23 protein-coding genes are annotated in these 26,651 nt (G+C 35.8%); 4 read left to right on the top strand and 19 right to left on the bottom strand.

The genetic code is table 11. The features are described from left to right. Positions 1 to 5 precede the first annotated feature (5 nt). The gene (locus U8521_RS08630) at positions 6 to 722 is read right to left on the bottom strand and encodes a GntR family transcriptional regulator, LSA1692 subfamily (RefSeq protein WP_334352434.1); all 717 of its coding nucleotides are present in this window, start codon (positions 720 to 722) and stop codon (positions 6 to 8) included. A gap of 13 nt (positions 723 to 735) precedes the next feature. After that, a complete protein-coding gene (locus U8521_RS08625; protein WP_334352433.1) occupies positions 736 to 1,689 on the bottom strand; it encodes a glycosylasparaginase in 954 nt (317 codons plus the stop codon). Between the two features lie 395 nt (positions 1,690 to 2,084). On the opposite strand from U8521_RS08625, the gene guaD reads away from it, so the two are divergent. Together guaD and U8521_RS08615 are read left to right on the top strand one after the other, a co-directional pair. After that, positions 2,085 to 3,386 carry a guanine deaminase gene (guaD, locus tag U8521_RS08620; protein ID WP_442886150.1) on the top strand — a complete coding sequence of 434 codons (1,302 nt, stop codon included), beginning with the start codon at positions 2,085 to 2,087 and terminating at the stop codon, positions 3,384 to 3,386. Next, on the top strand, positions 3,376 to 4,719 hold the full coding sequence (locus U8521_RS08615) for a uracil-xanthine permease family protein (RefSeq protein ID WP_334352431.1): 1,344 nt from the start codon (positions 3,376 to 3,378) through the stop codon (positions 4,717 to 4,719). Before guaD ends, U8521_RS08615 begins: the two co-directional genes overlap by 11 nt. A 56-nt stretch (positions 4,720 to 4,775) precedes the next feature. Here the strand turns inward: U8521_RS08615 and U8521_RS08610 are convergent, their stop codons facing one another. The 14 genes from U8521_RS08610 to U8521_RS08545 form a co-directional block, all read right to left on the bottom strand. Then, positions 4,776 to 5,903 (bottom strand): GGDEF domain-containing protein, encoded by a 1,128-nt coding sequence (locus U8521_RS08610; RefSeq protein ID WP_334352448.1) that lies wholly within the window; start codon positions 5,901 to 5,903, stop codon positions 4,776 to 4,778. Positions 5,904 to 6,015: 112 nt separating this feature from the next. Beyond that, positions 6,016 to 7,143, bottom strand: a complete 1,128-nt coding sequence (locus tag U8521_RS08605) for a GGDEF domain-containing protein (protein WP_334332600.1) — start codon at positions 7,141 to 7,143, stop codon at positions 6,016 to 6,018. A gap of 141 nt (positions 7,144 to 7,284) precedes the next feature. Beyond that, positions 7,285 to 8,445 (bottom strand): GNAT family N-acetyltransferase, encoded by a 1,161-nt coding sequence (locus tag U8521_RS08600; protein WP_334352430.1) that lies wholly within the window; start codon positions 8,443 to 8,445, stop codon positions 7,285 to 7,287. A 56-nt stretch (positions 8,446 to 8,501) separates the two neighbouring features. After that, a complete protein-coding gene (locus tag U8521_RS08595; RefSeq protein WP_334352429.1) occupies positions 8,502 to 9,587 on the bottom strand; it encodes a DUF871 domain-containing protein in 1,086 nt (361 codons plus the stop codon). A 20-nt stretch (positions 9,588 to 9,607) separates the two neighbouring features. Continuing rightward, entirely contained in the window at positions 9,608 to 10,903 is a 1,296-nt protein-coding gene (celB, locus tag U8521_RS08590) for a PTS cellobiose transporter subunit IIC (protein WP_334332603.1), read from the bottom strand. Between the two features lie 139 nt (positions 10,904 to 11,042). Beyond that, positions 11,043 to 11,816: a MurR/RpiR family transcriptional regulator gene (locus tag U8521_RS08585; protein ID WP_334332604.1), complete on the bottom strand. Its 774-nt coding sequence runs from the start codon at positions 11,814 to 11,816 to the stop codon at positions 11,043 to 11,045. Between the two features lie 135 nt (positions 11,817 to 11,951). Continuing rightward, positions 11,952 to 13,409 (bottom strand): 6-phospho-beta-glucosidase, encoded by a 1,458-nt coding sequence (locus U8521_RS08580; RefSeq protein ID WP_334352428.1) that lies wholly within the window; start codon positions 13,407 to 13,409, stop codon positions 11,952 to 11,954. A gap of 18 nt (positions 13,410 to 13,427) precedes the next feature. Next, positions 13,428 to 14,873 carry a 6-phospho-beta-glucosidase gene (locus U8521_RS08575; protein ID WP_334352427.1) on the bottom strand — a complete coding sequence of 482 codons (1,446 nt, stop codon included), beginning with the start codon at positions 14,871 to 14,873 and terminating at the stop codon, positions 13,428 to 13,430. A gap of 3 nt (positions 14,874 to 14,876) precedes the next feature. After that, positions 14,877 to 15,212, bottom strand: coding sequence for a PTS lactose/cellobiose transporter subunit IIA (locus U8521_RS08570; protein ID WP_334332607.1), 336 nt, complete (start codon positions 15,210 to 15,212; stop codon positions 14,877 to 14,879). Positions 15,213 to 15,307: 95 nt separating this feature from the next. Continuing rightward, complete coding sequence (locus U8521_RS08565) at positions 15,308 to 15,616, bottom strand: PTS sugar transporter subunit IIB (RefSeq protein ID WP_334332608.1); 309 nt, start codon at positions 15,614 to 15,616, stop codon at positions 15,308 to 15,310. 224 nt (positions 15,617 to 15,840) lie between these two features. After that, complete coding sequence (locus U8521_RS08560) at positions 15,841 to 16,659, bottom strand: Cof-type HAD-IIB family hydrolase (RefSeq protein WP_334332609.1); 819 nt, start codon at positions 16,657 to 16,659, stop codon at positions 15,841 to 15,843. Between the two features lie 105 nt (positions 16,660 to 16,764). After that, entirely contained in the window at positions 16,765 to 18,069 is a 1,305-nt protein-coding gene (gene aroA, locus U8521_RS08555) for a 3-phosphoshikimate 1-carboxyvinyltransferase (RefSeq protein WP_334332610.1), read from the bottom strand. Between the two features lie 177 nt (positions 18,070 to 18,246). Further along, complete coding sequence (locus U8521_RS08550) at positions 18,247 to 19,584, bottom strand: M20 family metallopeptidase (RefSeq protein ID WP_334352426.1); 1,338 nt, start codon at positions 19,582 to 19,584, stop codon at positions 18,247 to 18,249. Between the two features lie 13 nt (positions 19,585 to 19,597). Further along, a complete protein-coding gene (locus U8521_RS08545; protein ID WP_334352425.1) occupies positions 19,598 to 21,103 on the bottom strand; it encodes a YfcC family protein in 1,506 nt (501 codons plus the stop codon). Positions 21,104 to 21,258: 155 nt separating this feature from the next. Between U8521_RS08545 and U8521_RS08540 the strand changes: the two genes are divergently transcribed. Then, positions 21,259 to 21,798, top strand: a complete 540-nt coding sequence (locus U8521_RS08540; RefSeq protein WP_334352424.1) for a hypothetical protein — start codon at positions 21,259 to 21,261, stop codon at positions 21,796 to 21,798. 244 nt (positions 21,799 to 22,042) lie between these two features. On the opposite strand, the gene U8521_RS08535 is transcribed toward U8521_RS08540, so the two are convergent. Together U8521_RS08535 and U8521_RS08530 are read right to left on the bottom strand one after the other, a co-directional pair. Then, a complete protein-coding gene (locus U8521_RS08535; RefSeq protein WP_334352423.1) occupies positions 22,043 to 23,383 on the bottom strand; it encodes a DUF4097 family beta strand repeat-containing protein in 1,341 nt (446 codons plus the stop codon). Beyond that, on the bottom strand, positions 23,376 to 23,726 hold the full coding sequence (locus U8521_RS08530) for a PadR family transcriptional regulator (RefSeq protein WP_334352422.1): 351 nt from the start codon (positions 23,724 to 23,726) through the stop codon (positions 23,376 to 23,378). Before U8521_RS08530 ends, U8521_RS08535 begins: the two co-directional genes overlap by 8 nt. A 400-nt stretch (positions 23,727 to 24,126) precedes the next feature. Here U8521_RS08530 and U8521_RS08525 point away from each other — a divergent pair, with 400 nt between their 5' ends. After that, positions 24,127 to 25,716, top strand: a complete 1,590-nt coding sequence (locus U8521_RS08525) for an L-lactate permease (RefSeq protein ID WP_334352421.1) — start codon at positions 24,127 to 24,129, stop codon at positions 25,714 to 25,716. Position 25,717: 1 nt separating this feature from the next. Here the strand turns inward: U8521_RS08525 and U8521_RS08520 are convergent, their stop codons facing one another. Further along, on the bottom strand, positions 25,718 to 26,551 hold the full coding sequence (locus tag U8521_RS08520; protein WP_334352420.1) for a Cof-type HAD-IIB family hydrolase: 834 nt from the start codon (positions 26,549 to 26,551) through the stop codon (positions 25,718 to 25,720). Positions 26,552 to 26,651 lie beyond the last annotated feature (100 nt).

Raw genomic sequence — 26,651 nt, 5'->3', positions numbered from 1 at the left:
CCTCCTTAATGATTACGGTACAAAATATTATGGAACGTATATTTGTCAGCAGGATAATATGATTCGTCAAATAAAAGTGGATATCCATTCGCAGAATAAGACACCGTATGTGCCAAGAAAGCTGGCAAGCCTTCTTTCACTTCCATTAATTGTGCAATTCTCCCTTTAAGCAAAACTGACTCTAACTCCTGATCAGCATAAGATATTGGAATTGTTTGTTCGATCACTTTAAACAAGGAACCTTTTGCATCTTCAATCGACAAATCACGGACAAATCTCTTTCTCAAAAAAAGTAATTCGTGTGTCATTGGGACATCATCTATTAAACGCAAACGTTCAATCATCCAAAACGGCTCGTCATTTTTAACATGTAGTTTTTCTGTCACCATAACAGGGACACGCTTAGTTGATTTGAAATCTAATACGATAGTACGAGACTTCAAATGATGATTTTGCGCTGCTTCAGTAAAACCCACTAAACCATCGGCACCACTAGAGATTTTAGTCTGTGGTGATAAAACAAATGTCCCGCGGTTACGATCCTTAACAACAATCTTTCGACGTACCAATTCTTCAATCGATTTGCGAATCGTCAAACGTGAAGTATCAAATCGAAATGATAATTCCGTCTCAGACGGCAACTTTTGATGAACTCCATATTCTCCATCTTTGATGATCTTTTCTAATTTATCCGCGATCTTGCTGTACAAATATTCTGGCATAAAAAAATTCCTCTTAATCTATTGGTGCTTTAATTCTCTTCTCATATGCATCCATCCACTCTTGTGTGATGGGACTGATCTTAGTCTTATCATTTTCATCTGGATAGGCGATATAAACTGCTGGTGCTTCTTTTTCTGTTCCCATGGCAAATGTGAATTCAACATTGGTTGAAACTCCCCATTGTCCATCCTTACTCAAAGCAATTAAGGAGAACTCTCCAATTTTTCCGAAGCGCTTCTTTAATTTTCTCAAAAATGGATAGAGAGCTTTATCACAGGCTGCTTGTGGACTCAAACCAGTTCCCATTAAACGAACTATCTCATAGCAAAGACATCCTTTCATAATATCTTCACCTAAACCAGTTGCGGCAGCTCCTCCAATATCACTGTCAACGTAAAAACCATCACCTACTAAAGCGGAATCACCAGTTCGACCAGCTTTTTTCATAAATAGTCCTGAAGTCGAAGTTCCGACTGACATTGAGCCGGTTTGATCCAAACTTACCATTCCAACAGTATCATGTCCGTCATATGGTGAAAGATTCTTTTCAGCAATTTCAGCTTTGCGTTTCTCCCAAATTTTCTTTGCTCTAGGTGTCAACATATTCTTTCTTTCGAAGCCATTTTTAGTCGCATATTGACTGGCACCTTCGCCTACCAAAACGCTGTTGAAATGCTCATGGCTCAAGCTTCTGGCTACTGAGATCGGATTCTTCACATCACTGATACCCATGACTGCACCAACGCCAAAAGTATCACCACTCATAAAGGCTGAATCTAATTCAACTAATCCATTTTCGTTAGGCAAACCACCGAATCCGACAGATTTAAAGTATGGATAATCCTCCACTTCTTTAATGGCAGATTCTACCGCATCGCTGCTAGTACCACCACCTTTCAATAAATCAAGTCCTTTAGAGAGACCTTCATAAGCCATTCTCCAAGTTCCAATCATTGCATAAGTCATCTGATCACTCCTTTTTGTAATCGATTTCATAATTTAGTATAATCACGATTGTATATACAATCAAGTACAAATTATGCTGAGTTATGTAAATTTAACTTTACAATTAGACCTTTTTTTATTTTTTTTAAGATATCTAAAATTTTTTTACGAAATTTAATTACCTTTTACCTAAAAAAACAGAATACCGTTTCATTGGGATTTGAAATGGCATACAAAATTATTATCATAGTCAAAAAAAGCCCCATTTCCAATTTTCGGAAACGAGGTTTCTCTTTTTTAAGCCAAATACGAACAATTTACTATTTATTTACATTATCATTCATGTTAACCTAATATTAATAAATTTAAGGAAGTGTTAGATTATCACCTATCAAATTGTTTTTGAGGGATCTGTGATTACCCCAGCAACATTTGACAAGGCGGATTTTACACCAAAAGCTCTTATATGTGTAGACCAGTCAGGCATTATTGACCGCGTAATTTCCGCTACTGATTCTGATTATCAGTCTGTCAAACAAGCTGCAATTAATCAAGATACCCTTCGTATCGTTTCACCTGGTAATTATCTTTTGCCAGGTTTCACTGATTTACATATTCATGCTCCACAATGGCCTCAAGCAGGTCTTGCCTTGGATAAGCCATTAAATGAATGGCTTAACACTTATACTTTCCCATTGGAAGCTAAATTTAAGGATCTAGCCTATGCCAAGAAAGTCTATAAAAGTTTAATTAAGGAACTGTTAGCCAATGGAACAACTACTGGGCTGTTTTTCGGTTCCATTGACACTAAAGCTGATTTAGTCTTAGCTAAGATTTGTGCTGAGTATGGTCAGCGTGCGTTCATCGGCCGTGTCAACATGGACAATCCAGAACAGACACCAGATTATTATCGTGACAGTTCTTCTGCAGAAAGCATTTCTGAAACTGAAAAATTCATCCAAGAAATGTTTGCTTTACAAAAAGAAACTGGTGCGCAATTGACACCAGTAATCACGCCACGTTTTGTTCCCAGTTGTACTCCAGAGACCTTAAAGGGCTTAGGACAACTGGCTAAAAAGTATGACTTGCCAATTCAATCACACTGTAGTGAAAGCATCTGGGAAGATGGTTTTGCCAAAGAGAACTTTCATCAGCGCGATGCTTCAGTCCTTGACAAGTACGGACTTTTGACTGATAAAGCCGTTATGGCGCATGGTACATTATTAAATGATGCCGATCTAAAATTATTTTCAAACCGTAAAACTGCTTTGGCACACTGCCCAATTTCCAATGTTTATTTTGGAAATCAAGTAGCGCCAATTCTTAAGGCTCATGAACAAAATGTCAAAGTTGGTCTGGGAACGGATATTTCCGGCGGTTTCTCCCCAAGCATTTACAAAAATATGCAACAAGCAATCATGTCCTCACAGATTTTAAAAGATCAAACTGATCAAAATAGTCGCTTAACTGCTAGTAACGTTTTCTATCTGGCAACGGTTGGTGGTGCAAAAGCTTTACACCTTCAAACTGGTCAAATCAAAGCCGGCTATCAAGCTGATTTACAAATAGTTTCTGATTCTTTTAGAGAAGTTGCTTCAAATCAAAGTCAGGATATTTTTGAAAGATTGATATATCACACTAATAAAGAGAATATTTTACAAGTTTACGTCTCAGGAAAATTAGTTCATAACAATTTAGGAGAGAAAAATGGAAAATAAAAAAAGTACCTTATTAGTTGGTCCTGATGATAAAATCGGCGCAACTGAAGCTGGTTTCTTAGGATTACAACATGTCTTAGCAATGGATATTTACGTTCCACCAATTATTCTAGCCGGAATGATGGCCATGGGTGTCGGCGACCAAATGAATCTGCTCCAGTCTACTTTCTTAGCGGCTGGTATTGGTACGATTTTACAAACTTTCGTCTTCATGAAAATGCCTGTTTCACAAGGCCCATCTTTTGTTCCACTCGGGGCTGCAGCCGGAGTTGTTTTAGGTTCAGGTGGCCTCAGAGGTAATGGTATGGGTACCTTGATCGGTGCCTTATTGGTTGGTTCCATAATTTTAATTATCTTAGGTGCAACCGGAATCTTCCAAAAGATCATCAACAAACTTGTCCCTGCCCTCGTTGGAGGTACGATCATCACTTGTGTTGGATTGTCGCTGATTCCAACTGCTTTAAACAGTAATATTTTCAATGCTCCAGGAAATATCAATAAAAATATGATTTTGGCAGCTGTAACTGCGTTAACTTTATTAGTTTCAGTCGCAATTAGTTTGAAATTTAAAAAAGTTGAACGTTTCTTTAGAACTAGTTCAATTATCTTAGCACTAGGTGTCGGAACTCTTGTTTCAACTATGATGGGAATGTTTGACTGGAAGACAGTTACGAGTGCTCCTTGGTTTGGTCTTCCAAATGGAACTATTCTACATTGGGGTATCAATTTCTCACCTTCAGCAATCGTCACTTTCATCATCATTTATGCTGTTATCACAACTGAAACAACTGGTACTTGGTTTGCCATGGGTGCTGTAACTAATCATGAAATCACTGACAAACAATGGAATCACGGTATCATCGGTGAAGGTTTAAGTTGTATGGTAGCCGCACTTCTTGGTACAACTCCAGTTACAGGTTACTCAACTAATGCCGGTGTTATCTCTATTACTGGTGTTGCTTCAAAACGGGTTTTCTTATTTGCTGGAATCTGGTTCTCAATCTTAGGTTTCTTCAGTAAATTATCAGCCTTTCTAGCTGCAATCCCTGCCCCTGTTATCGGTGGTGTCTTTGCAATTATCACTGTAACTATCATGCTAAACGGTTTGAATGTTATTCGTGGAATTGAAACGACTGATCGTGATCTTTACATCATTGGGGTTCCAATTATCTTAACGTTAGCTTTAGTTCTACTACCTGCTAATGTAACTAAGAATGCTCCACAAATTATTCAATACTTATTAGGTTCACCAATCGCTGTTGCTGCAATCGCGGCAATTATCTTAAATCTTGTTATGCCTAAACAATCAGCTAAACAAGTTAAGACAGCCTAAGCCAAAAAATAGCATCTATTCAATTAACAATGAATAGATGCTATTTTTTTCATACATCACAACGCCGTAATCTGTTTACGCCCATTTCTTTTAGAGTGATAAAGATTGCCATCAACACGCGAATAGAAATCATTTGGCTGAGCATCTTTTTTAGAGATCATCGACACTCCAACTGAAATTGTGATATTGATTTTTTGCCCATTAACTTCTACATCAATATGATTTAAAGCGGCAAAAATTTGATGCACGATTGGTTCGGTCGCCTCTAAATCATAACCGGGAAAGATGACGTTAAATTCTTCGCCACCTGTTCGATAAAGTTTAACATTCGGGTCATTTTCAGAAATCACAGTTTCAACGACATCAACTACATGTTGCAAAACTTTATCACCGGCCAAGTGACCATAAGTATCATTAACTTGTTTGAAGTGATCAATGTCGAACATCATCATTGAAAGATCAAGTTTGTTGACCGTGCTATCGCTAAACAGATGATCCATTTCTGCTTTATAGGCGGCAAAATTTTCCGTCTTCGTTAGAGCATCATGATTAGCAAACTTTAATAGTTTAAGCTTTAATTGACTGTCACGCAAAATCATCCCTACGTAACTGTAAAGTAAAGCTTCAAAGATAATTAAATATAACCATTCTTGTAAATACGTTGACCATGTAAAATCAAATTTTAATTTCATGAAGAACCACAAGAGTGCCCCAAAGAACGTTCCCAAAAACATATAATTAATAAAGAAATGTTTTACCGTTTGATTTCGACGTAATTGATTCATGCTGAGGTAAAACAACATTAAGGTGAATCCATGACACCATGACTCCCAGTAACCTATTGAGCCATTGAACATCATATATAAAATCATAATTGGAAAAAATACCAAAAACGGAACTTTAATATTTAAGAAATAAGCACAAAAGACCAAGGCGATTAATTGAAAATTCATAAACTGCCAAGAAATCGGTGTCCCGACAAGCGTCGCTTGCATACTGAAGATAAAAATCAACATGTACAAGACCCCGAAGGCTGAATTTAATTTGTCATCGTCTACATTTATTTTCTTAGAATGTAGAAACGTTTTTAAACCGTCATAAAGAACTTGATAAAGTGTGAAGATTCCTAAAATAAAGAAAACACCCGTTATAAAAGGTGAAACGTGCCAAATCGACCAAGTCAAGAATGCGATAACCTCCAACTTTATATTCTTTTTTAAAAATATATTTATATTTTATAATAATAGCACAAAAAAACTCACTACCCTCGAAAATTCGATGAAGTAGTGAAATTTTTTAAATAGCCGTAATCTGCATCCGACCATTGTTTTTCGATTGATAAAGATTCTCATCCACCCGACCATACAAATCGTTAGGATGAAGATCATCTTCAGAAATCTCGGAAACACCGACCGAAATCGAAATGGTAATTTCATTTCCATTGTATTCTACTGGCAAGTGATTAACTGCCGAAAAAATCTCCTGCACAATCATTTTTGTTGAATCAAGATCATAACCTGGAAAAACTATATTGAATTCCTCCCCACCAGTCCGATAAAACTTGACGGAAGGATCGTTCTCATTAATTACTGTTGATACAACGTCCGCTACCTGCTGTAAAACCTTGTCTCCTGCCAAATGCCCATAAGTATCATTAACCTGCTTAAAATGGTCAATATCAAACATCATCATCGACAGATGTAACTTATTATGACGACTATTACTGAAAACGTATTTCATCTCGGAATCATAAGCTGCGTAATTAGAAATTTTGGTTAAGGCATCATGATTAGCAAATTCGACTAGCCGTAATTTTAATTTGCTATCACGCAAAATCATATTGACGTAACTATAAAGTAAGATTTCAAAAATCATCATATATGACCACTCTTCCAGCGTTATCCTGAAACTTAAATCAAATTTCAAAGCGACAAATGTCCACAATAAAATTCCAGAAACTATGCCAGTTATAAGATAGTCAATAAATTGATGTTTTTCATTTTGAATACGATGAATCCGATTAAAAGTATCATATGTCACAATAACAGTCCAAGCATGACACCATGATTCCCAATAACCAAATGAACCATTGATCGTCATATATACCAAAACAATTGGAATAAAATAACGCAGTGGTACTTTGATATTTAAAAAGTAAGCACAAAAAACTAATGCAATGATTTGAAAATTCATAAATTGCCAGGAAATTGCTTTACCCGACAAAGAAGCTTGCATACTAAAAATAAAGATCAACATGTAAAAAATACCGAAAACCGAGTTCAAATGATCTTCGTCAATTTTAAACTTTTTTAAGTTAAAAAATGATTTCAACCAATCATATAAAACTTCATACAAAGTGAATACACCCAGAATAAAGAAAATACTGGTAATAAACGGTGATACGTGCCATACATGCCATGTCAATAATTATTAAACCTCCCATCAGTTTTTCCCTCTATAAGAAACTATACCCATGACAAGAATACTATATTTTTTTATTTTTTCATTATTTAAAAGAATATTCACTGATTTATTTTTCAATAACATTTTGAAATTTACTAAAACTTAAAAATAATCAATTAATTCTGGCTTTTTTTGAACTAAAACTTTATCCAAATCTTGAATTTTTTTAGTGTCACCTTTGATAAATCCATAGTCAGCTAATGATTCTAGAGAACGATAGCCAAACATGGCTTTGGTCAAATTCTGGATAGTTAATTCAATATTTGCTGCCTCACCATCCGCAATTTTAATGGTAACTTTTCTATCACGAACACTAATTTTCCATGTATGAGCATTCCATTCCAAAGTATCTTCTACTTTAATAAAAACTTCATCTAAATCATTTTGAACAGGATAACGTGTAAAGAAGTCTTCTAAATTAACAATTCTAGCCATCATATATGGCGTAACGGTCAATTCAGCAGAATATGGATCAGTTAGAAGATCAGCTTTAAAATCAGGATCTGGAGATTCAAAAATAAATTTCTTGAAAATCGATTGATGCTTAGTAACAAACTTAGCCAGCAATTGACGGCTCAAAGGATTCAAATTGACCCATTCATGAATGTAAAAATTCTCCTGTTCATGATAATAAATCATATAACCAATTAAAATATCGTCTTTATTATAAGCTAGTGCCACTTTATGATCAGCGTGTTTATCGATCATGTGATCCCACCACCATTGTGAACGATTAACTCCGCCCAAATGATTTTGATCCAAATAGAGTTTTTTCATTTCATCAGGGATATCTTTGACATCGATCCGTTCAACATAACCTTTATTGCTACTCTTAATGCGAGGCAATTTATCATTTTCAATCACTACTTGTGTATGGTCGAAGACTTGTTCATATCCAAATTGACGATAGTATCCGAAAGAAAATGGTGCTAAATAAGATAATGTGACTTCATTTTTATACATATCAAACAATGCTTGATCAAGCATTTTAGATGCTCCACCACGACCACCAAATTCAGGAGCACTCATTACATCACCAATTCCGTTCATTTTGAAGTCAACTCCATGAAAGTTAACGTCAAACGGAATACTGAATAAACCACTACCTAATTTTTTCCCATTCATTAAACCGTAAACTAATGAATGATCATATCTTTCTTTAAAGACACGTTTTCTATCTGTGGAATCTTCGCGATTAAATGAGTAAAGATACAGATCATAGAATTTATCAAAACTTTTATCATCTAGCAAATATTTATTCATATTTATCTCCCTATAAAAAAATACTATTCTGCTGAGAATAGTATCTTTTTTTGTAATTATTCAGCTAACTTAAAACTACTCCATGGCTTGATATAACTCAATAGAAATGCTTCTTTTTCGTTCAGATGACCAACGACATTTCTACGTCCGTCATTTGGAATATCTCTAAGTCCAATCTGAGTTTCACCTTTATACTGTCCGTAATTTTCATTAACAATAATGATGTCACCACGTCTAATATCTTGTGTGTCATGAGCTGGGAAATTACCATCATGATAAACTACTCGTGTCATTGTGCTACGTAACAAGTAATCAGAAGCGTCTCCTCGATAAACATGAGTTGACTTCAAAATAACTTCTTTTTCTAAATCAGTAGCGCCTTGATTGAAGTCAACTTTCAAGACTGGGTATGGTGAATAAAAGGCTTCTGAAGCTTCTTTTAATTCTTCATCAGAAGCGTAAGTATTACCGATAATTACATCATCGACTACTCCACTGAGCAACAAATGCTTAACTTGTGTACCGATTGGTAAATCACGATCATCTTCAAGTGTTGGCAAGCCATCTTGAACCGGCCATGGTCCAAAAGTTGCCGTATGTGAACTAACAAAAGCGGCTGAGTGAGTATTACGATCTTTAAAGAAATTAGACCATTTGATGAAAAAGTCTTCTCCTAAGCCAGTGTATCTTTGTGGATAAAAATTATGACAGCCTAATAAATTATTAGTATCTGGATGATATGACAAAATGTTATCCAAATAATGAGTTCCAGAACTCATATTTATTTCGATCTTTAAGCCATATGGATTGTGAGTCATCTTAGCTTCTTCCATACCGGAGAATCCTTCATCTAGTCTAATTCCATAGGCTCCTAAATCATGGAAAAATGATAGATCATCATAACTGATATCTAATGACTTGAACAATTTCGGATTCATATCGACAATCGTCACAAAGCCTAATTTATTAGCATAGGCAATTGTTTCTTTAAAACGATTGATAGTTTTATCCTTGTCAGCTCCTAATTCTAGTAATGATGCAAAAATACGTGAATAACCCAATTTACTTGCAGTATCAAGGTATTTTTTATCCTCATCTAAAGTTGAATGTTCAGGATAAAGTGATAATCCTAATCTTCTCAAAACGAAACCTCCAAATTTTATTAAAAACGTTTTTTATGTCCTAATTCACTTGCTAATTTTTCTCTATCCATTGATTTGAAGAAATACCAATAAATCAATGTATCAAGAATAATATTAATTATTTGAATGACTGATCCTGATAGATGACCAGTCGCAATAAAGCCTGAGAGAATCGGTGGCGTTAACCAAGGAATATACGTCCCCATTGGTCTAGCCACTAAATCAGTTGCCATAGCAAAATATGTTGTCGTAACGTTTACTAGCGGTGTCAAAATAAATGGAATTAACATCTTATAATTCATCACGATCGGTAAACCAAATAAAATTGGTTCATTGATATTAAAAAGTGCCGGTCCAGCAACTAATTTTCCTAAAGTTTTCAATTCTCTACTCTTTGATGCAAACGCTAATAACATTGCTAAGCCAATCGTTGCACCAGCTCCACCCATATGAACGAAATTGTCAAAGAAGGCAGTTGTTACAATATTAGGCAATGGTTTACCGGCACTAAAAGCAACTTGATTGGCATTCAAGGCTGACAACCACGTTGGCATCATGATTCCTAACACCACATTGGCGCCATGGACACCAAAGACCCATAGCAAAGAAATCATAAATTCAGCCACAATAGCACCCATGAAAGTGTTACTCAAATGACTTAGTGGATCAGCTAAGAAAAACGAAACTATATTCGGAATACTTTCCATTGGCGTAGCTTCAACACCAATTCGAATCAACCAAACTAGTATTAAGATTATTAGACCTGGAAACAAAGCCGCAAATGAATTGCTTACTGCTGGTGGAACTGTGTCTGGCATTTTAATAGTCCACTTTCTGTGAACCATCCAAACATATAAATCGGTGACAAACAGTCCAACAATGATTGCAGTAAATAATCCCCCCGAATCAAATTCCTGCAGCGGTATCCAAAGTGCACCGTGATCAGTCTTTAAAGGAATCGTTAAAATAAACGCCCCTAAGGAAACTATCGATGCTGAAATTGGGTCGACACGATAACTTTTTGCTAAATTATAGGAAATTCCTACTAAAGCAACTAAGCCCATAATATGAAATGATGCATTAGTTGGATATTGCAAAACCGTCGCCCAATTCTTACCAAAAACACTAGCCATAAAATCTAAATAAGCTTGAATTGGAAATTGCGCAATAATCATGAAGAATGAACCGATAATAATCATCGGCACAGCTAAAGTCATCCCATCACGCAAAGCTGTCAAATGACGTGAAGAGGCCATTTTACCCGCTAATGGAATGACTTTGTCATTAATAAAACGGTTGGTCTTCTTTTCAGCCATTATAAAACCCCTTTAAAATAAGAAAGTACATTAAACAGGAACAAACAAACCTGTCTATGCCATTAATTGTAACCCTTTCCATCAGTGAATACGTATTTTTAAAAATAAAACAAAAATTCACCTTTAAAAAAACATGTCACTAATCTGTGACATGTTCCGAGAAACGATTATCAACTTGGTCTACCATCTTGTGATAAGCACAATTTGAAATCTGTTCCAAAGTATAAACGATTGGTACCTGGGTCGTAACGTTAATATGTCCCTTTCGATTTTGAGGAGTATCATACGAAATCGCAAAATCAGTAATTTGGTTTAGAACCGAATAAGAATTAGCTGTTAAAGCAATAGTTTCAGCTCCATTTTTCTTGTAGTATCGTGCTTGCTCAAGCACTTGATCAGTCTCTCCAGATACTGAAACTAAAATCAACAAGGTCTTGCTAAAATCGCGATCTGAGAAAGGTTCTGGCTGAAATGGATCAATGATCGGCAAAGAGTAAATGCCGTAACTAGACAAGATACTAGCGCCATATTGGGCAATGCGGCCACTATTTCCGACTCCAAAGAATAAAACTAAATCGGCAGCATTGATCATATCTGCTGCTTGTTCAATTTTATTATCAAACGGTTCTTCATCGGCAACTAATTGGAAAAAGTTTTTAATTGGCTCCATACTAGGATCCTGTTGGGCTTTTGATGGTTGTTTAAGGCTTTGTTTTAGAGCAAATTTAAACTCTGAAAAACCACTGTAATCCATCTTCTTTAAAAAACGCAAAATTGTCGTGGTTGAAACGTGAGCAGCATTTGCCATCTCTCGAATCGTCATATCTTGAACTTCTTTAGTGTGTCCGATGATGTACTTATAAACTATTAACTCTAATCGATTCAACTCATGAACTTTTTGATAAGGAAACATTTTTCACCCTCCTTTACAAATTGGTATATATCATTTTTATTTAATTAATTTTACCACAGATGTAACAAATTACATTTTTTTGAGAAAAATAAGCTGAGACAAGATTTAGTTTTGTCTCAGCTTATTTGTTTAGATTCAATCCAAATCGGCTCCGTTTGAACGGATTACCTTTTGATACCAGTAGAATGAATCTTTCTTTGAACGTGCAAGTGTTCCGTTACCTTCATCATCTTTATCAACATAGATAAATCCATAACGTTTTGACATTTGACCCGTTCCAGCAGAAACTAAATCAATGCATCCCCATGGTGTGTAACCCATAAGATCTACGCCATCTTCATTTACTGCTGTAATCATTTGTTTGACGTGAGCACGCAAGTAGTCTACACGATAATCATCATGGATACTGCCATCTGATTCAACTTTGTCATATGCACCAAATCCGTTTTCAACGATCATAACTGGCTTGTGATAGTGTTCCGTCAACCAATTCATTGAATATCTCAATCCAACAGGGTCAACTGGCCAGCCCCAATCGTTATACTTCAAATTAGGATTCTTGACTGTTTCACGATCACCAACGAACTTAAAGCCAGGATTGTCATCACTGTATTTAACGGTAATTGAATTGTAGTAACTGAAGCCAATATAGTCGACAGTTCCTTCTTTCAAAACTACCTTATCTTCAGCGGTAATATCAGGCATCAAATCATGATTTTCAAGATAAGCAATCATCCCAACTGGGTATTCGCCTAGAGCTTGAACATCAGCCCACCAGTAACGTCTTTGCATGGCCTTTTCAGCTAATAAGATGTCCTTTGGATCAGCTGATGCAGGATAAACCGGTGTAAAGTTGACCATATTACCAATCACAAAATTAGGATTGATCTTGTGACCAATTTTAACAGCCAAAGCACTAGCAACTAATTCATGATGTGATGCTAAGTACATCAATTTTTCACGTTCAGTTTCTGATTCATTATTTCTAAAGATCAAACCTGAATCAGTTGCAATTGAAAAGTCATTTGTGTAAGTTGTTTGGTTATTGATTTCGTTGAAAGTCATCCAATACTTAACTTTATCCTTGTAACGGTCAAAGCAAACTTTTGCAAATTTAACATAAAAATCGATAACTTTACGACTACGCCAGCCACCGTATTCAGTAACTAAATGATATGGCATTTCAAAATGTGACAAAGTAATTACTGGTTGAATACCATACTTCAAACATTCATCAAACATATCATCATAAAATTTCAAACCTGCTTCATTAGGTTCTGCTTCATCACCATTTGGAAAAATTCTTGTCCAAGCAATTGATGTTCTAAAGCACTTGAAACCCATTTCAGCAAACAATTTAATATCACCCTTATAGTGATGATAAAAGTCAATTGCTTCATGATTAGGATAATTTTTACCAGGAATCACGCCATCAGTAATTTCACGTGGTTTTTGATAAGCACCGGCTGTCATGATATCAGTTACACTGACACCTTTTCCATCTACATCCCAAGCTCCCTCAAGCTGGTTTGCGGCAACAGCACCTCCCCATAGGAAGTCTTTTCTTAATCCACTTTTTGTTGTTTCAGTCATATAAAAACCTCACTTATATTATATGTCTAAATCTTTACCGTTTGACTTGATTACCTTTTGATACCAGTAGAATGAGTCTTTCTTAGAACGTTTGAGACTACCATGACCCTCATCATCTTCGTCAACATAAATCATTCCGTAACGTTTCTTCATTTCACCAGTACTTGCGGATACTAGATCAATGTGTCCCCAAGGTGTGTAACCAATCAATTTTACACCGTCTTCTTTAACGGCTTTTTCCATTTGTAAAATATGATCATGGAAGTATTGAATCCGATATGGATCATGAATACTACCATCAGCTTCAACTTTATCGTAAGCTCCAAAACCATTTTCAACGATGAATAAAGGTTTGTGCCAACGAGTAGTCATCCAATTCATTGAATATCTCAATCCAACGGGATCAATTTGCCAGCCCCAATCAGATTTTTCAACGTAAGGGTTAGAAACCAAATCATTGTGTTCATCATAGTCGAAGTGTTCTTCACCATCATGAGCTTTAGTTGCAAATGACATGTAATAGCTAAAGCCAACATAATCAACTGTACCAGCTTTAATTGTAGCTAAGTCGCTGTTATTGATATCAAGGTTAAAGCCTTCTCTAGCCCAATATTTTTGAATCCATTCTGGATAAGCCCCAAGTGCTTGCACATCACCAAAATAGTAACGATATTGCATGGCGCGTTCAGCTTTCATAATGTCACGTGGATTAGATGTTAAAGGATAAATTGGGCACATCGCGATCATTGCTCCAACTTGAAAGTCAGGATTGATCTTGTGAGCAATTTGAACTGCTCTAGCACTGGCAACAAACTCATAATGAGCAGCTTGGAACATCTCTTTTTCCCAGTTGTCATCTTTTGTTAATTGCAAACCAGAGTTTTGTAGTAATGGGTGTGGATCTTTCCAATCAGTCTGGTTATTGATTTCATTGAAAGTCATCCAATACTTAACTTTATCCTTGTAACGTTTGAAACAAACTTCAGCAAAACGGTCGAAAAATTCAATCATCTTACGGTTGCTCCAACCACCATATTTTTTAACCAAATGATATGGCATCTCAAAATGTGACAAAGTAATTACTGGTTCGATTCCATATTTGTGACATTCATCAAACATGTCATCATAAAATTTCAAACCTGCTTCGTTAGGTTCATCCTCATCACCATTTGGAAAAATTCTTGTCCAAGCGATGGAAGTTCTAAAACACTTCAAGCCTAATTCTGCAAATAACTTAATATCTTCCGGATACTTGTGATAGAAGTCATTACCCCAATGATTAGGATAAATTTCTCCATCCTTAACGCCGTCAGTAACTTTTCTAGCAACGCCTTTAGCACCAGCAGTCATGACATCGGCAATACTTACTCCTTTGCCGCCTTCATTCCAGCCACCTTCTAATTGGTGTGCTGCGACGGCGCCTCCCCAAAGGAATCCTTCGGGCATTTGAATTCCCTCACTCATTAATTAGTCTCCTTCTTTATCAAGTCTCTTGTACAAGTCAACAATTTCTCCAGCTAAATCTCTGAATGTAATAGCATTCATAATATGATCTTGTGAGTGAACCATCAATAATGTAACTTTTGCGTGATCACCATTTGCTTCTTTAGTTAGCATACTTGTTTGTGAGTTATGTGCATCAACTAAGAATTTATCCGATTCTTTTAATTTTTGATCAGCTACAGTAAAGTGACCTTTCTTAGCAGCGTTAATAGCTTCAAAAGCTGAGCTCTTAGCGTTACCTCCGTTAATAATTAGTCCCATAACTGTTTCTAGTTGTTCATCATGTTGTTCTTCAGCCATTTTATTTTCTCCCTCTCTTGTGATTAAGCGCTTACTTTACTTTTAAAAAACGAAAAGGGTGCTAATATGCGCCCTTTTTTTAATATTTGAAATGATTACTTAATTAGTGATAGTGCTTGTTTTAGAACCTTTTCACCGTTCATCATTCCGTAGTCTTGCATATTGATAACTTCAACGGGAATGCTTAACTTGTCTTTGAATTGTCCTTCAAGATATCTTACTTGAGGTCCAAGCATCAATACATCAGGATGTTTTTCTTCCAATTTTGCATCAGCATCGGCAGCAGCAGTAGCGAAGATTTCAGCATCAACACCATCACTTTCAGCAGCCTTTTGCATCTTTGAAACTAGTAAACTTGTTGACATACCGGCAGCACAGCATAACATAATTGTCTTTTCAGCCATAATCAAATACCCCTTTGAATTAAAATATTTATTTGTTTTTATTTAAAAACGTTTGCTTAAAACGCTTTCATAGAACAATTAAATTGTATAACTAGTTTCCAAATTTATCAAGATGTTTTTAATAAAAAACATCCGAAAATTATAGTGACTAACAAATCGTTACTTCAATTTTTCACAAGCAAAAAGGCTGTAACACTTAATATGCTACAGCCATCTAGCTTTATTTAATCAAATTCTTTGTTTAAGACTCGTGAAATCATCTTTGCAACACCATCTTGATTGTTCGTTAATGTTGTTTTCCAGGCGACATCTTTTACATTTTCGATTGCATTTTCCATCGCTACACCATATCCAGCCTCTTTGACCATGTCTAAATCATTACCATAATCTCCAAAACACATAAAATCAGTCATCGGAATTTTTTCCAATTCAGAAATATGCTGTAACGCTGATAATTTAGTCACATCTTGACTATTGATCTCAAAATAGTCACTCCCAGAGCGACTGATAGTGATGGGCAAAGCCGTAAACGATTCTAATTTTTTTTGCAATTCACGTAACCTTTTTGGTGGGCAACTGAAACAGACTTTATAAATATTAATATCCTTTTCATTAATGTCCATTAACTCACGGATAGAATGTGCTTTGAAATGATGACGACTCATCCCTTCAAAATAAGTATTCCAGTGATGATTAGGATCGTAAATATAAGTATCATTTAATCCATCTAAAACTACCTTAAACTTGCTAAACTCTGAACGTTTAAGAATTTCAGCCACGACCTTTGGATCTAGTGGTCGGTCAATTACCCGCTCATTCTTAGGATTGACCACGACTGCACCATTCAGGACTACTCGATAGCCAGGAACTTTTAAATCTTTTGTAAAATATTTACTAACTGAATGAAGTGTTCTCCCTGAACAAATTGCAAACACAATTCCGGAATTGACTGCATCTCGAATAGCCTGCACATTTTTAGCAGAAATTTTACTGTAACTATTCAACAATGTTCCATCTAAGTCAGTTCCAATAAACTTAATCATTAATACAGTAACCCCTTACATAATCCGATTACATTAATCATACGACACTGTCTAATAAAAAAGAAGTCTTTACAAACATAATTATGCTTGTAAAGAAAACAAAGCTTACTTGGCGATTGAGATCTTCTTCAAATCAGACAGAAAATTTGGATAAGAAATATCAATTGATTCAATATTTTTAATTTTAAATGGTGTTTCTGTCAAAATTGAAGCGATACAAAGCATCATAGCAATTCGATGATCATTGTGACTATCGACGTCATCCTTTACTTTAATAGTCTGCTCCCCATCAATAACGATTGAATCATCGTTTACCTGCATAACAATACCTAACTTAGCCAATTCGACCCGCATATTTCTAATTCGATCACTCAACTGCAAATGAACATCATGAATCCCTTCAATCACCGTCGTGCCAGTTGCTTGTGAAGCCATCAAGGCAATGATTGGAATTTCATCGATAATAAATTGAACCTGTTTAGCAGAAATTTTTGTCCCGTGGAGTTGTTGTGAACGAATCACTAAATCACCATAAGGTTCAACACTATTGACTGAACAATTTTCTACCGTAATGTGAGCTCCCATTTGCTTGGCAACGTTCAGCATGCCGATTCGAGTTGAATTCAACCCTACCTTTGGTAAATGAATTTCACTACCTTTTGAGAGTAATGCCCCAGCAATGTATAAAGCTGCTGATGAGAAATCTCCAGGAATTGTCAAGCTCTGCCCTGTCAAATTAGTATGTTCTGGATTAACAGTGATTGTTTCCGGAGTAGTGACCACATTGGCACCAAAGAAATTAGCTAGAACTTCGGTATGATCACGCGTCGGCAATTTTCGGATAATCGTAGTTGGCGTCTTGGCATATATTCCAGCAAAGACCAATCCACTTTTAATCTGAGCACTAGAAATATCTTGTTGATAAGTAATGCCCTTTAAATCATGACTTCCTTTGGTTTTAACAGGAAGAGCATCTTCACCAATCGGCAAAAAGCTACCACCCATCGCAATCAAGAGTTTTACTAAGCGTTCCAATGGCCTTTTACTCAAATAATCTCCACCGGCAATCGTATACTCATTCGTACTCGTCGTTAAAATTCCTAAGAGAATACTTTCCAAAGTACCAACATTATCAATATTTAGTGGATGATCAAGTGGCTGTAAGTGATGACCAGTACCTTTGATTATCATATCTTTTGTACTAAGTTCGGTATGAATCTTGGCCCCTAATTCTTTAAATACTTGTGCAGTAACAGCTAGATCGTCTGAATACGAAAAATTGCTGATTTGTGTAACCCCGTTTGCGAGCGCACCAAAAGCAATCGCCCGGTGAGCAATACTTTTATCACCTGGTACGATCACTTCACCTTGAAACTTGAACTTTGATGCCCGAGTATTATAATCAAACATTTTCATTACACCTCAAATATTGATTTTCCTTCATTAGATCCGTTTCATCCTAACTGTTACGCTACCGAATTTAGCAATATAAAACAAACTTTTTGTCCTGAAATCAAAAAAATAGCCATTAAATTATAAATTTATTAGTATAAGCAAAAACCAGACTTTTCAGCCTGGTTAGATTTTTTATTCCACACAGAGACGATAAATAGCTTCCGCAAAAATCTCCATTGTTTTCTTCATATCAGCGACACTCCAGTTTTCATTTGCTTGATGCATAAAATCAGGTGTCGTTGGTAGCATCCCTCCAAAGGCCACACAATTATGCATTGTTCTAGCAAAAGTAGCTCCACCAGAAATCAAAGGTTTAGCGTCTTTATCACCCGTTAAATCTTTGTAAGTAGCCATTAGAGTTTGAACTAATTCACTATCAGTTGGTACATAGAGAGGTTCTAGATAATCGAAGTGTTCATATTTCATTTCAAATGGTTTGACAGCTTGAGAAACTTTTTCAACTAATTCATCATGATCGACTGTAACTGGGATACGCATGTCGATTTGAACACGTGACTCTTGATCAGTAATCTTCAAACTAGAAATATTAAAAGTCAGCTTACCAGAAGCTTCATCAGAAATATCTCCTAACAAATTAGTTGCGTTAGCATCCTCACCAAATTTCTTGAAAAATTGAAGTACTTTAATATCTGGATAGACGTCACTCAAGGCAATAGCTAATCTAACTACGGCATTGACTCCTTGAGGAGCATTCATTGCGTGAACGGATCTACCATGGACCTCGATTGAATTTTCTTTCTTATCTGCTTCAAAATTATGCTTTTGTAAGGCAGCAAAAACTTCATCCTGCTTAGGACCATCATAAACAGCCTTACCAGGAACGGCATTGAATGCATTTTCCAAATTTAAATGTAATTCATTCGAACCAGGGCCAACTAAGTATGATTGTTGCAATCCTTTTTCAGCATAAATTACTGGAAATTGTGCATCAGGAGAAATTCCTAAATCAATTGGATCTTCTTTCTTGTTGTATTGTTCCAAGCATCTCCAAAGAATTTCTTCGTCTGAACCAAAAATAAAACGAATTTTTTTATTGAACTTATAACCTTTATCTAAAATAGCTTTAACCGCATAAATAGCAGCCATTGTAGGACCCTTGTCATCTTGTGTACCACGACCATACAATTTGCCGTCTTTTTGAGTTAATTCATAAGGATCAGTATCCCAAGCGTCTAAATTTCCAGCGGGCACCTCATCCATATGACCAACGATACCAAAGGTTTCATCGCCGGACCCAATATCCGCATAGGCATAGTATCCTTCTGGATCCAAATAAGTTTTAAAGCCTAATTTTTCAACAACTTTTAAAACTTCTTCGAGTGCTTTTTTAGGACCTTTACCAAAAGGTGCCTTATCTTCAGCAGGTTCATTAAAAGATGCGACTCCTACGATCTTTTTTAGACCTGCAATTGCTTCATCTTGAATCTCGGTAGTGATAAATTTTTCCATAACAAAATTCCTCCTATTTTATCATCGAACAAACTACTAAGAATGCGACAATAACGACAAATAAAATTGCCATTAATTTCCACATATACTTCCACCATTTTACTATAGATACATGTCCAATTGCTAGCGCTCCCATAACTACTCCTGAAGTTGGGGTAATTAAATTGACCCAACCGGAAGCAGCTTGATAGGCCGTGATAACTAAAGACCCATCCACACCAGAAAAATTGCCTAATGGACCCATGATTCCCATTGTTGCTGCAGCTAAACCTGAAGTTGACGGAATCAAAAACGACATTGGTATATAGAAGATATAAGTTAAAACAATAAAGACACCACTTGATAAACTTTGTAGACCAGTTTCACCAGCATGCAATACTGTTGCCGTAATATAACCATTATTCATCACGACTTGAATCCCACGAGCCACTGCAACGATAATCGCAACACTTAAAAATTCATTCATTCCACCCATAAAAGCATCGATAAATTCAGACTCTTTCATTCTAAAGACAAACATGATCACGACAGACATCAACAAGAATAAAGTCGTAATCTCGTCAAAGTACCAAGTTCCTAAAGGCGCTAAATCTTTACCAATCAAAGCCCCTAAAAATGGAATATTGGTCAACCATTTAGTAAAGTCCTCAAAGAATGTCCAATTAGGATTCAAACTAGACCAAGGAATCAAACTAATAATCATGATCAAAAAGGTTAATCCGAATAGCCATAGAACAGCTTTTTGTCGCTTACTTAATTTATCATCGAGTCCTCTTTCTGGCATTGAAAATTCTTCTAGATCTTTTTGACGACGATCAAAAACATATGACTGTGAAGGGTCTTTTTTAATTTTATCAGCATAATGCATCACGTAAATAATACTGATAGTGGTCGTGATCACTAATAAAATCAACCGTGGTATTAATCCATCCCCTGGCGAGATGTTTAACGTTTGTGAAGCAACACCGGTTGCAAAAGGATTGACTGTTGAAGCCAAACATCCAACTTGAGTTCCAATCAATGCAATCGAAATAGCGGTGATTGAATCATAGCCTACTCCAATCATTACTGGAATCAAAATTGGATAAAAGGCAATCGTCTCTTCACCCATTCCATAACCTGATCCACCGATAGCGAACAGTGTCATTAAAATTGGAATTAGAGCTTTTTCTTTCCCGCTATATTTTTCAACGGTGGCACTAATCCCATCATCTAAAGCTTTAGTTTTGTTAACAACTCCTAAAAATCCACCAATTACTAGAATGAATAGAGAAACGGAAATTGAACCCTCGGTCTCATTTGTTCCTACCATCCCGTTAATTGGCGCTAAGAATACATCCCAAATACCCTGAGGACTGCTTGCTTTCGCTTTATAAGTCCCTGCAATTAGATTCCCTGCTTTTGTGGTAGCGTACTCTCCTGCTGGAATGATCCAAGTTAGGATAGCAACGAAAATTATCAGCAGAAATAAAATCGTATAGGCAGACGGCATTTGCCATTGTTTGCCTTTTTTTGACATTAATTATTACTTCCTTCTCTTTATTTAATACATGTAGAATAAACGAAAAAAAAGCTCAATACAATCAATAACCCATACAAATACTACAAGCACACTTGTGGTAGCGCATACAAACCGCTACAATATTGATAGATTTAAAGAAAGGATAACGCAAAATGACTGATTCAATTGAATTTGGTAATAGAATTAACCGTCGTCCTTTGATAGTTAGTTTTTTCCTTAGTTTGATCGTCGGTAGCTTTTTTGGAATCATCAACTTTAAATTAGCCCTGGCAGTATTTTTTGTAATCCTGGGTCTGATGCTCCTATGGTATTACCCAGCTAATTTGAAAACGTTGTTTGGTCATTGGCAAGTTGAAAAACATGGAATCTCGTATTATAAAATGCATTCTTATCGTGACCGTTTAAAAATGGTCCTCTTGCCTGATAAAACTGACTTTCAGTTCATTAGTTTTTCTCAAGTTCACAAATATCATGTTGTTGAAGGCAATCACCAATATACTTCAGCCGATATTTTAACCATCAATCCAGCAAAACAATCTTTACTGCCTTGGAAAAGAAAGGCTTTCTTTTTAGAACTAGAAATCAAAAACGGAACGATTAATTTAGACTTATCTTCCAGTCAAAGAAGTGATCCAAATACACTTTATCGTTTAAGTAATGTTCTAAAAATCATTGACTCAAAGATAAACTAAAGAGTTTGGTGCATAACATAACAATTTCTTAAAACAATATCCTTGGGTAATCAAAGAACGGTTTTTTCTTAAATTTGGTTAGTAAAGATGCCGTCTTCCTAATTCTAAAACTAAATAAAGAAGCTGAATTAGTGCTACATGCATTAATTCAGCTTCTTTTAATTTTACAACCAAACTTGATAAAGAGCCCAAGCACGATTACTAACTTAATGCTCGAATGACCCTTATGTCCTGCTCTGATTGCTTATTCAACTTTGATTGTTCCTGACTTAGCACGTGCTGTCAAAGTATATTGTGGATCACTTCCGACAGTACCTTCTTTGAGATTTGAAATATCGTGTTTAAAGTCAGCTTGGTGTTTCATTTTAACACTGCCACTTTTTGCTTCTAAATCAAAAGTATAAGAATCATTTTCTGGCATCAATAATTTAATCGTGCCACTACTGTTATCAACGGATATATCTCCCGTGATTTCTTTAAAAATCAGTTTAACGGTACCTGATTTTGCTAAAACTTTACCAGCTCCTGAAACATCGACCCCTTTGATTGAACCACTACGTGCCTCAATATTGAAATCAGGACTATATACTGAACTTAATTCAGTTACTCCACTGCGAGAATCAATTGTCATTAGACCGTTAACATAAACATTATCGAGAGTAACTTTCCCTGAATTAGCATTGATATTTAACTGATTATTCTTAACATTGTTTAAATAAATCAAGCCACTACGGACATCTCCATTAATTTGATTTAAATTAGTCAATCCCTGAATTTGCAAATTGCCACTTCGATTCAAGATTTGTAGGTCGCCAGCAAACTGCTTTGGAATCAAAATTTGGACTTTGATTTTTAGTGGTAAGAAATGAGGTACATTTCCTTGAATGATTTTTAAGGTATCAGCACTTAATTCAGTTCTGACTTGATAATCAGGATTATTACGTGACATGTATTCGCGAACCTTGATTTTTTCCCCATCACTTGCTTCAACTTTTAAACTAGCATTGGCATAAGAAATCGCAACCTTTTTTAAATCATTAAGATCAAATTCATGTTCATCGACCAAGGGTAATGATTCAACATGGACCTCAGTATTGAAATTAGTGTTATCAAAATGTGCTTCAAAATTATCAAAAGATTTTTTGTGATGCTTACCAAAACTGATGCCATCATCATTGATAACCATATTTCCTAATTTGATACCATCATCATTGATTTGAATCGTTTTGCCACCATTGATGGAAATCCCGTCATCATCAATATTCAAAATCTTACCATTATCAATTTTGATACCGTCTTCGCCGACATCTAAATTATGTGAGTGAAAATGTCTGTGATATTCTTTTTGATCATCATCTTTCTCGTTGAGAACCGAATTAATCAATTCCTCGATATCACCAAAATCCGCAAAAGCCTGTTCCACAGCATCCTCTTCACTCTTGCCATCTTTTAATTTATCTTGAGCTGACGCAATCAAATCTGAAGCTAATTCTTCTCTTAATTCCGTTAAATCCTTTGTTGCCGGGTAATCTACAAAAATTTTATCTAATTTAGTATCTACTAATGAACTTAATTTTTCACTCATAATCAGTTATCCTTCCTAAAATCAAATTATCAATTACTTTTTTAGCAAAATTCCAAGCTTTAATATTATCAGCTAGAGTTTGTTTACCTTGAGACGTTATTTGGTAATACTTGCGACGTCCACCTTGAGTTTCATCACCCCAATAGCTTTTTATATCACCATTCTTTTCTAGTCGTCTAAAAACTGTATAAAGGGTTGCTTCATTCAATTCATATTTCCCTTCACTCAATTCTTTAACTAGTTTGGCAATTTCATAACCATAGCTGTCAGTCTGACTCAAAATATTTAACACGATCGTTGTTGTATGGCCACGAATAATATCCTTAGAAATCATCGGTTTCATTTCGTTACCCCACCTTTTTTCTATGACCATAATGTATCACCAATTACTATGTGTGTCAAAGTAATTTATTTAAAATAGTATTTTAGAATGGTTTGTCATTTAGTATTTTGGTGAGTTACTGTGTCCTATTTTCCAAAAGAAAAAGAATCTTATTAAGTTGCAGTATTTTACTACATCCTTAGCAAGATTCTTTATTATTCTCTATATCAAAATATATAACGTAAAGTACAGCCTTACATCACTGCCTTGTTTTTTTAGCTAGCCAGTGCGTATACTCGAATCAGAAAATCAAATTTCACTGTTATTTTCAGTAAAGATAAAATATTTTTATATTTTCTGTTCATTTTCATTAGGAAAAAATTATATAATAATTAAAGTATGTTTTTGAAAGGAGTTTCTTATGATTATTGTTGCACTCTCAGCGGTGATTCTCCCTTTAATTCTTTTAGGGGTAGTCAACATGCCAGCGACAAAGGGGATGTCGATTAGTGCTTTGATTGTGCTGATTGAGGGATTTTTATTTTGGAAAATGCCAGCTAAGGTTTTACTCGCCTCCATTTTTCAATCCATTCACAAAGCTTTGCCGATCCTTTGGATTTTATTTGGAGCCTTGATGATGCTCAACATATTACAGCACACTGGAGCGATTGATCGAATTAATTCAGGCTTCCACACTTTGTCCGCCGATATGCGAATCCAGTTAATTTTAGTTGCATTTCTTTTCGGAGGTTTGATTGAAGGGGTCTCTGGTTTCGGGACACCTGCAATGGTCACAGCACCTTTGATGATTGCTTTAGGATTTTCTCCAATGGCCGCAGTCACATTAGCTCTTGTAGCTGATTCAACCCCAGCTTCTTTTGGAGCCGTTGGTACGCCTTTGACAGTTGGTTTAAGTAATGTCAGTGAAAAAGCTGATTTTCTTAACGCCATTGGTCAACGCATCACGCAATTGGATTTACTGGCTGGAACTTTTATGCCCTTGATTCTCGTTTTCATGTTAGTGTTCGTTTTCGGAAAAAATAACGATCACAAACAAAAAGATTTTTTCAGCTTAATTCCTTGGACTATCCTCATCGGTTTAGCCTATAGCCTTTTAGCTTTATTGATCTCTTTTGTGGTCAGCTATGAATTTGTCTCCATTCTGGCTCCCTTTGGTGCCATTATTTTGGCAATTATCACGATTAAATTTAAGATTCTTCTTCCTAAAACAGTTTTCACAAATCCTTGGTCAACTTCCAAAAAAGTTGTTACTGAAGAAAAATCCTCAATGTCACTTTTGACTGCTTGGTCACCTTACATCGTGGTTATTTTAATGTTATTGGCAACTAGAACCATTCAACCATTAAAAGAATTTCTCGTAAAAAATGTTAACTTATCTTGGCAGAATATCCTAGGTTATTCACAAATCAATTCCGACTGGGAGTTCCTCTATTCACCGGGAACATTGCTGACAATCTCCGTAATTATCGGTCTCTTGATTCAAGTCAAATCATTAAAAAGTTTCTTACCGACTGCTAAAAAAGTAGTTCTTTCAATGAAATCAACAGCGCTGGCTTTAATCGTAACTCTGATTATGGTACAAATTTTTACTAACTCAGAGATCAATTTAGCAAAACTGCCCAGCATGCCGATGTACATTGCGGAAATCATCTCTAAATACTTATCTTCAATTTGGATCATTATCGCACCATTCTTAGGTCAATTAGGTTCTTTTGTTACCGGAAGTACGACCGTTTCAACTTTGACCTTCGGACAGATTCAAGCTGACATTGCCGTTAATGCCAATGTTTCAAAGGAACTAGTTTTAGCGGCCCAATTAATTGGAGCTGCCGCTGGTAATATGATATGTGTTCACAATATCGTCTCAGTTAGTTCAGTCGTTGGCTTGAGTGGTCAAGAAGGTAATATCTTACGAAAAACCGTCTTACCGGCTTTACTTTACAGTTTGCTCGTCGGAATCGTTGGGTTTGCCTTTACACTATTTATTTAAATCAAAGTGATTCAATAGCTAAATCACCGATGACAAACTTTTCAATCGCACAGCCAACTCCGTCATGATTATTATCGGTAGTTACAAAGTCACTGACTGCTTTAACACCACTTTGAGCATTTCCCATCGCAACTGCCTTTCCCGCAACTTTTAACATGGAAATATCATTGTCACGATCTCCAACTGCCAAAACATCTTGTAAATCAATCTGAAGTTTATTGGCTAATACTTTAATGGCTTCACCTTTATTGACGTTTTGGGGAAAGATTTCTAGATAGCCAACTCCGGTACGAACAACAAATTTATCTGGAAAACGGCGTTCAATAATTTCAGTCATTTCATCCAAGTAGTTTTCATTTCCGTTAACGACTGCCTTGGTGATTCGAAAATTGCGTGGTAGTGATTCCGGTTCCTTGATGTATAAACCACGGTTGTTTTCAAAAGCCATGGCAATCGTATATTCATCGATAAAGTCAAAATTGCTTGTATAAGTGTTACCTTGAATATCTAAAACACAATATGGCAGCATTTGTTCACGAGCGTAGGCGACAAATTCGTGGTAGAAGTCATTGTCGAGTGTTTTCTCGTAAAGGATCTCGCCTTCCATATTTTCAATAATGGCACCACCGTTGGTAATCATATAATTATCTTTACCAGTGATTCCTAAGGACTTCGCATAGTCATACATGGCAGCATGGGGACGGCCGGAACAAAGTACTACTTTAACCCCATTTTCCATAGCTTGTTTGATCATCAGTTGATTCTTTTCTGATATCTCCTTAGCGGTAGTAAGCAGCGTATCATCCATATCTGTGGTAATTAATTTGTAACTCATTTGTTTCCTCCTCAAATAAAACTAATTGTAATATTTTCTGAAAATTAAAGATACATCTTTCGGGGAATTTTTACATCAAAACTAAAAAAATGAGTTTGGG

Source organism: Companilactobacillus miaonis, from assembly GCF_036913615.1.
Classification (GTDB): Bacteria; Bacillota; Bacilli; order Lactobacillales; family Lactobacillaceae; genus Companilactobacillus.
The sequence above is the reverse complement of the archived record's forward strand: the minus strand, read 5'-3'. Positions and strand labels throughout refer to the sequence as shown.

What these genes read in the sequence shown, in the direction of transcription:
- U8521_RS08600 (WP_334352430.1), bottom strand. Translation starts at nt 8,445, where the DNA reads ATGAATAAATATTTGCTAGATGATAAAAGTTTTGATAAATTCTATGAT.
- U8521_RS08575 (WP_334352427.1), bottom strand. Translation starts at nt 14,873, where the DNA reads ATGAGTGAGGGAATTCAAATGCCCGAAGGATTCCTTTGGGGAGGCGCC.
- U8521_RS08545 (WP_334352425.1), bottom strand. Translation starts at nt 21,103, where the DNA reads ATGTCAAAAAAAGGCAAACAATGGCAAATGCCGTCTGCCTATACGATT.
- U8521_RS08580 (WP_334352428.1), bottom strand. Translation starts at nt 13,409, where the DNA reads ATGACTGAAACAACAAAAAGTGGATTAAGAAAAGACTTCCTATGGGGA.
- celB (WP_334332603.1), bottom strand. Translation starts at nt 10,903, where the DNA reads ATGGCTGAAAAGAAGACCAACCGTTTTATTAATGACAAAGTCATTCCA.
- U8521_RS08630 (WP_334352434.1), bottom strand. Translation starts at nt 722, where the DNA reads ATGCCAGAATATTTGTACAGCAAGATCGCGGATAAATTAGAAAAGATC.
- U8521_RS08520 (WP_334352420.1), bottom strand. Translation starts at nt 26,551, where the DNA reads ATGAGTTACAAATTAATTACCACAGATATGGATGATACGCTGCTTACT.
- U8521_RS08565 (WP_334332608.1), bottom strand. Translation starts at nt 15,616, where the DNA reads ATGGCTGAAAAGACAATTATGTTATGCTGTGCTGCCGGTATGTCAACA.
- U8521_RS08525 (WP_334352421.1), top strand. Translation starts at nt 24,127, where the DNA reads ATGATTATTGTTGCACTCTCAGCGGTGATTCTCCCTTTAATTCTTTTA.
- U8521_RS08585 (WP_334332604.1), bottom strand. Translation starts at nt 11,816, where the DNA reads ATGTTTCCTTATCAAAAAGTTCATGAGTTGAATCGATTAGAGTTAATA.
- U8521_RS08530 (WP_334352422.1), bottom strand. Translation starts at nt 23,726, where the DNA reads ATGAAACCGATGATTTCTAAGGATATTATTCGTGGCCATACAACAACG.
- U8521_RS08550 (WP_334352426.1), bottom strand. Translation starts at nt 19,584, where the DNA reads ATGGAAAAATTTATCACTACCGAGATTCAAGATGAAGCAATTGCAGGT.
- U8521_RS08615 (WP_334352431.1), top strand. Translation starts at nt 3,376, where the DNA reads ATGGAAAATAAAAAAAGTACCTTATTAGTTGGTCCTGATGATAAAATC.
- U8521_RS08570 (WP_334332607.1), bottom strand. Translation starts at nt 15,212, where the DNA reads ATGGCTGAAGAACAACATGATGAACAACTAGAAACAGTTATGGGACTA.
- aroA (WP_334332610.1), bottom strand. Translation starts at nt 18,069, where the DNA reads ATGTTTGATTATAATACTCGGGCATCAAAGTTCAAGTTTCAAGGTGAA.
- U8521_RS08540 (WP_334352424.1), top strand. Translation starts at nt 21,259, where the DNA reads ATGACTGATTCAATTGAATTTGGTAATAGAATTAACCGTCGTCCTTTG.
- U8521_RS08535 (WP_334352423.1), bottom strand. Translation starts at nt 23,383, where the DNA reads ATGAGTGAAAAATTAAGTTCATTAGTAGATACTAAATTAGATAAAATT.
- U8521_RS08625 (WP_334352433.1), bottom strand. Translation starts at nt 1,689, where the DNA reads ATGACTTATGCAATGATTGGAACTTGGAGAATGGCTTATGAAGGTCTC.
- U8521_RS08560 (WP_334332609.1), bottom strand. Translation starts at nt 16,659, where the DNA reads ATGATTAAGTTTATTGGAACTGACTTAGATGGAACATTGTTGAATAGT.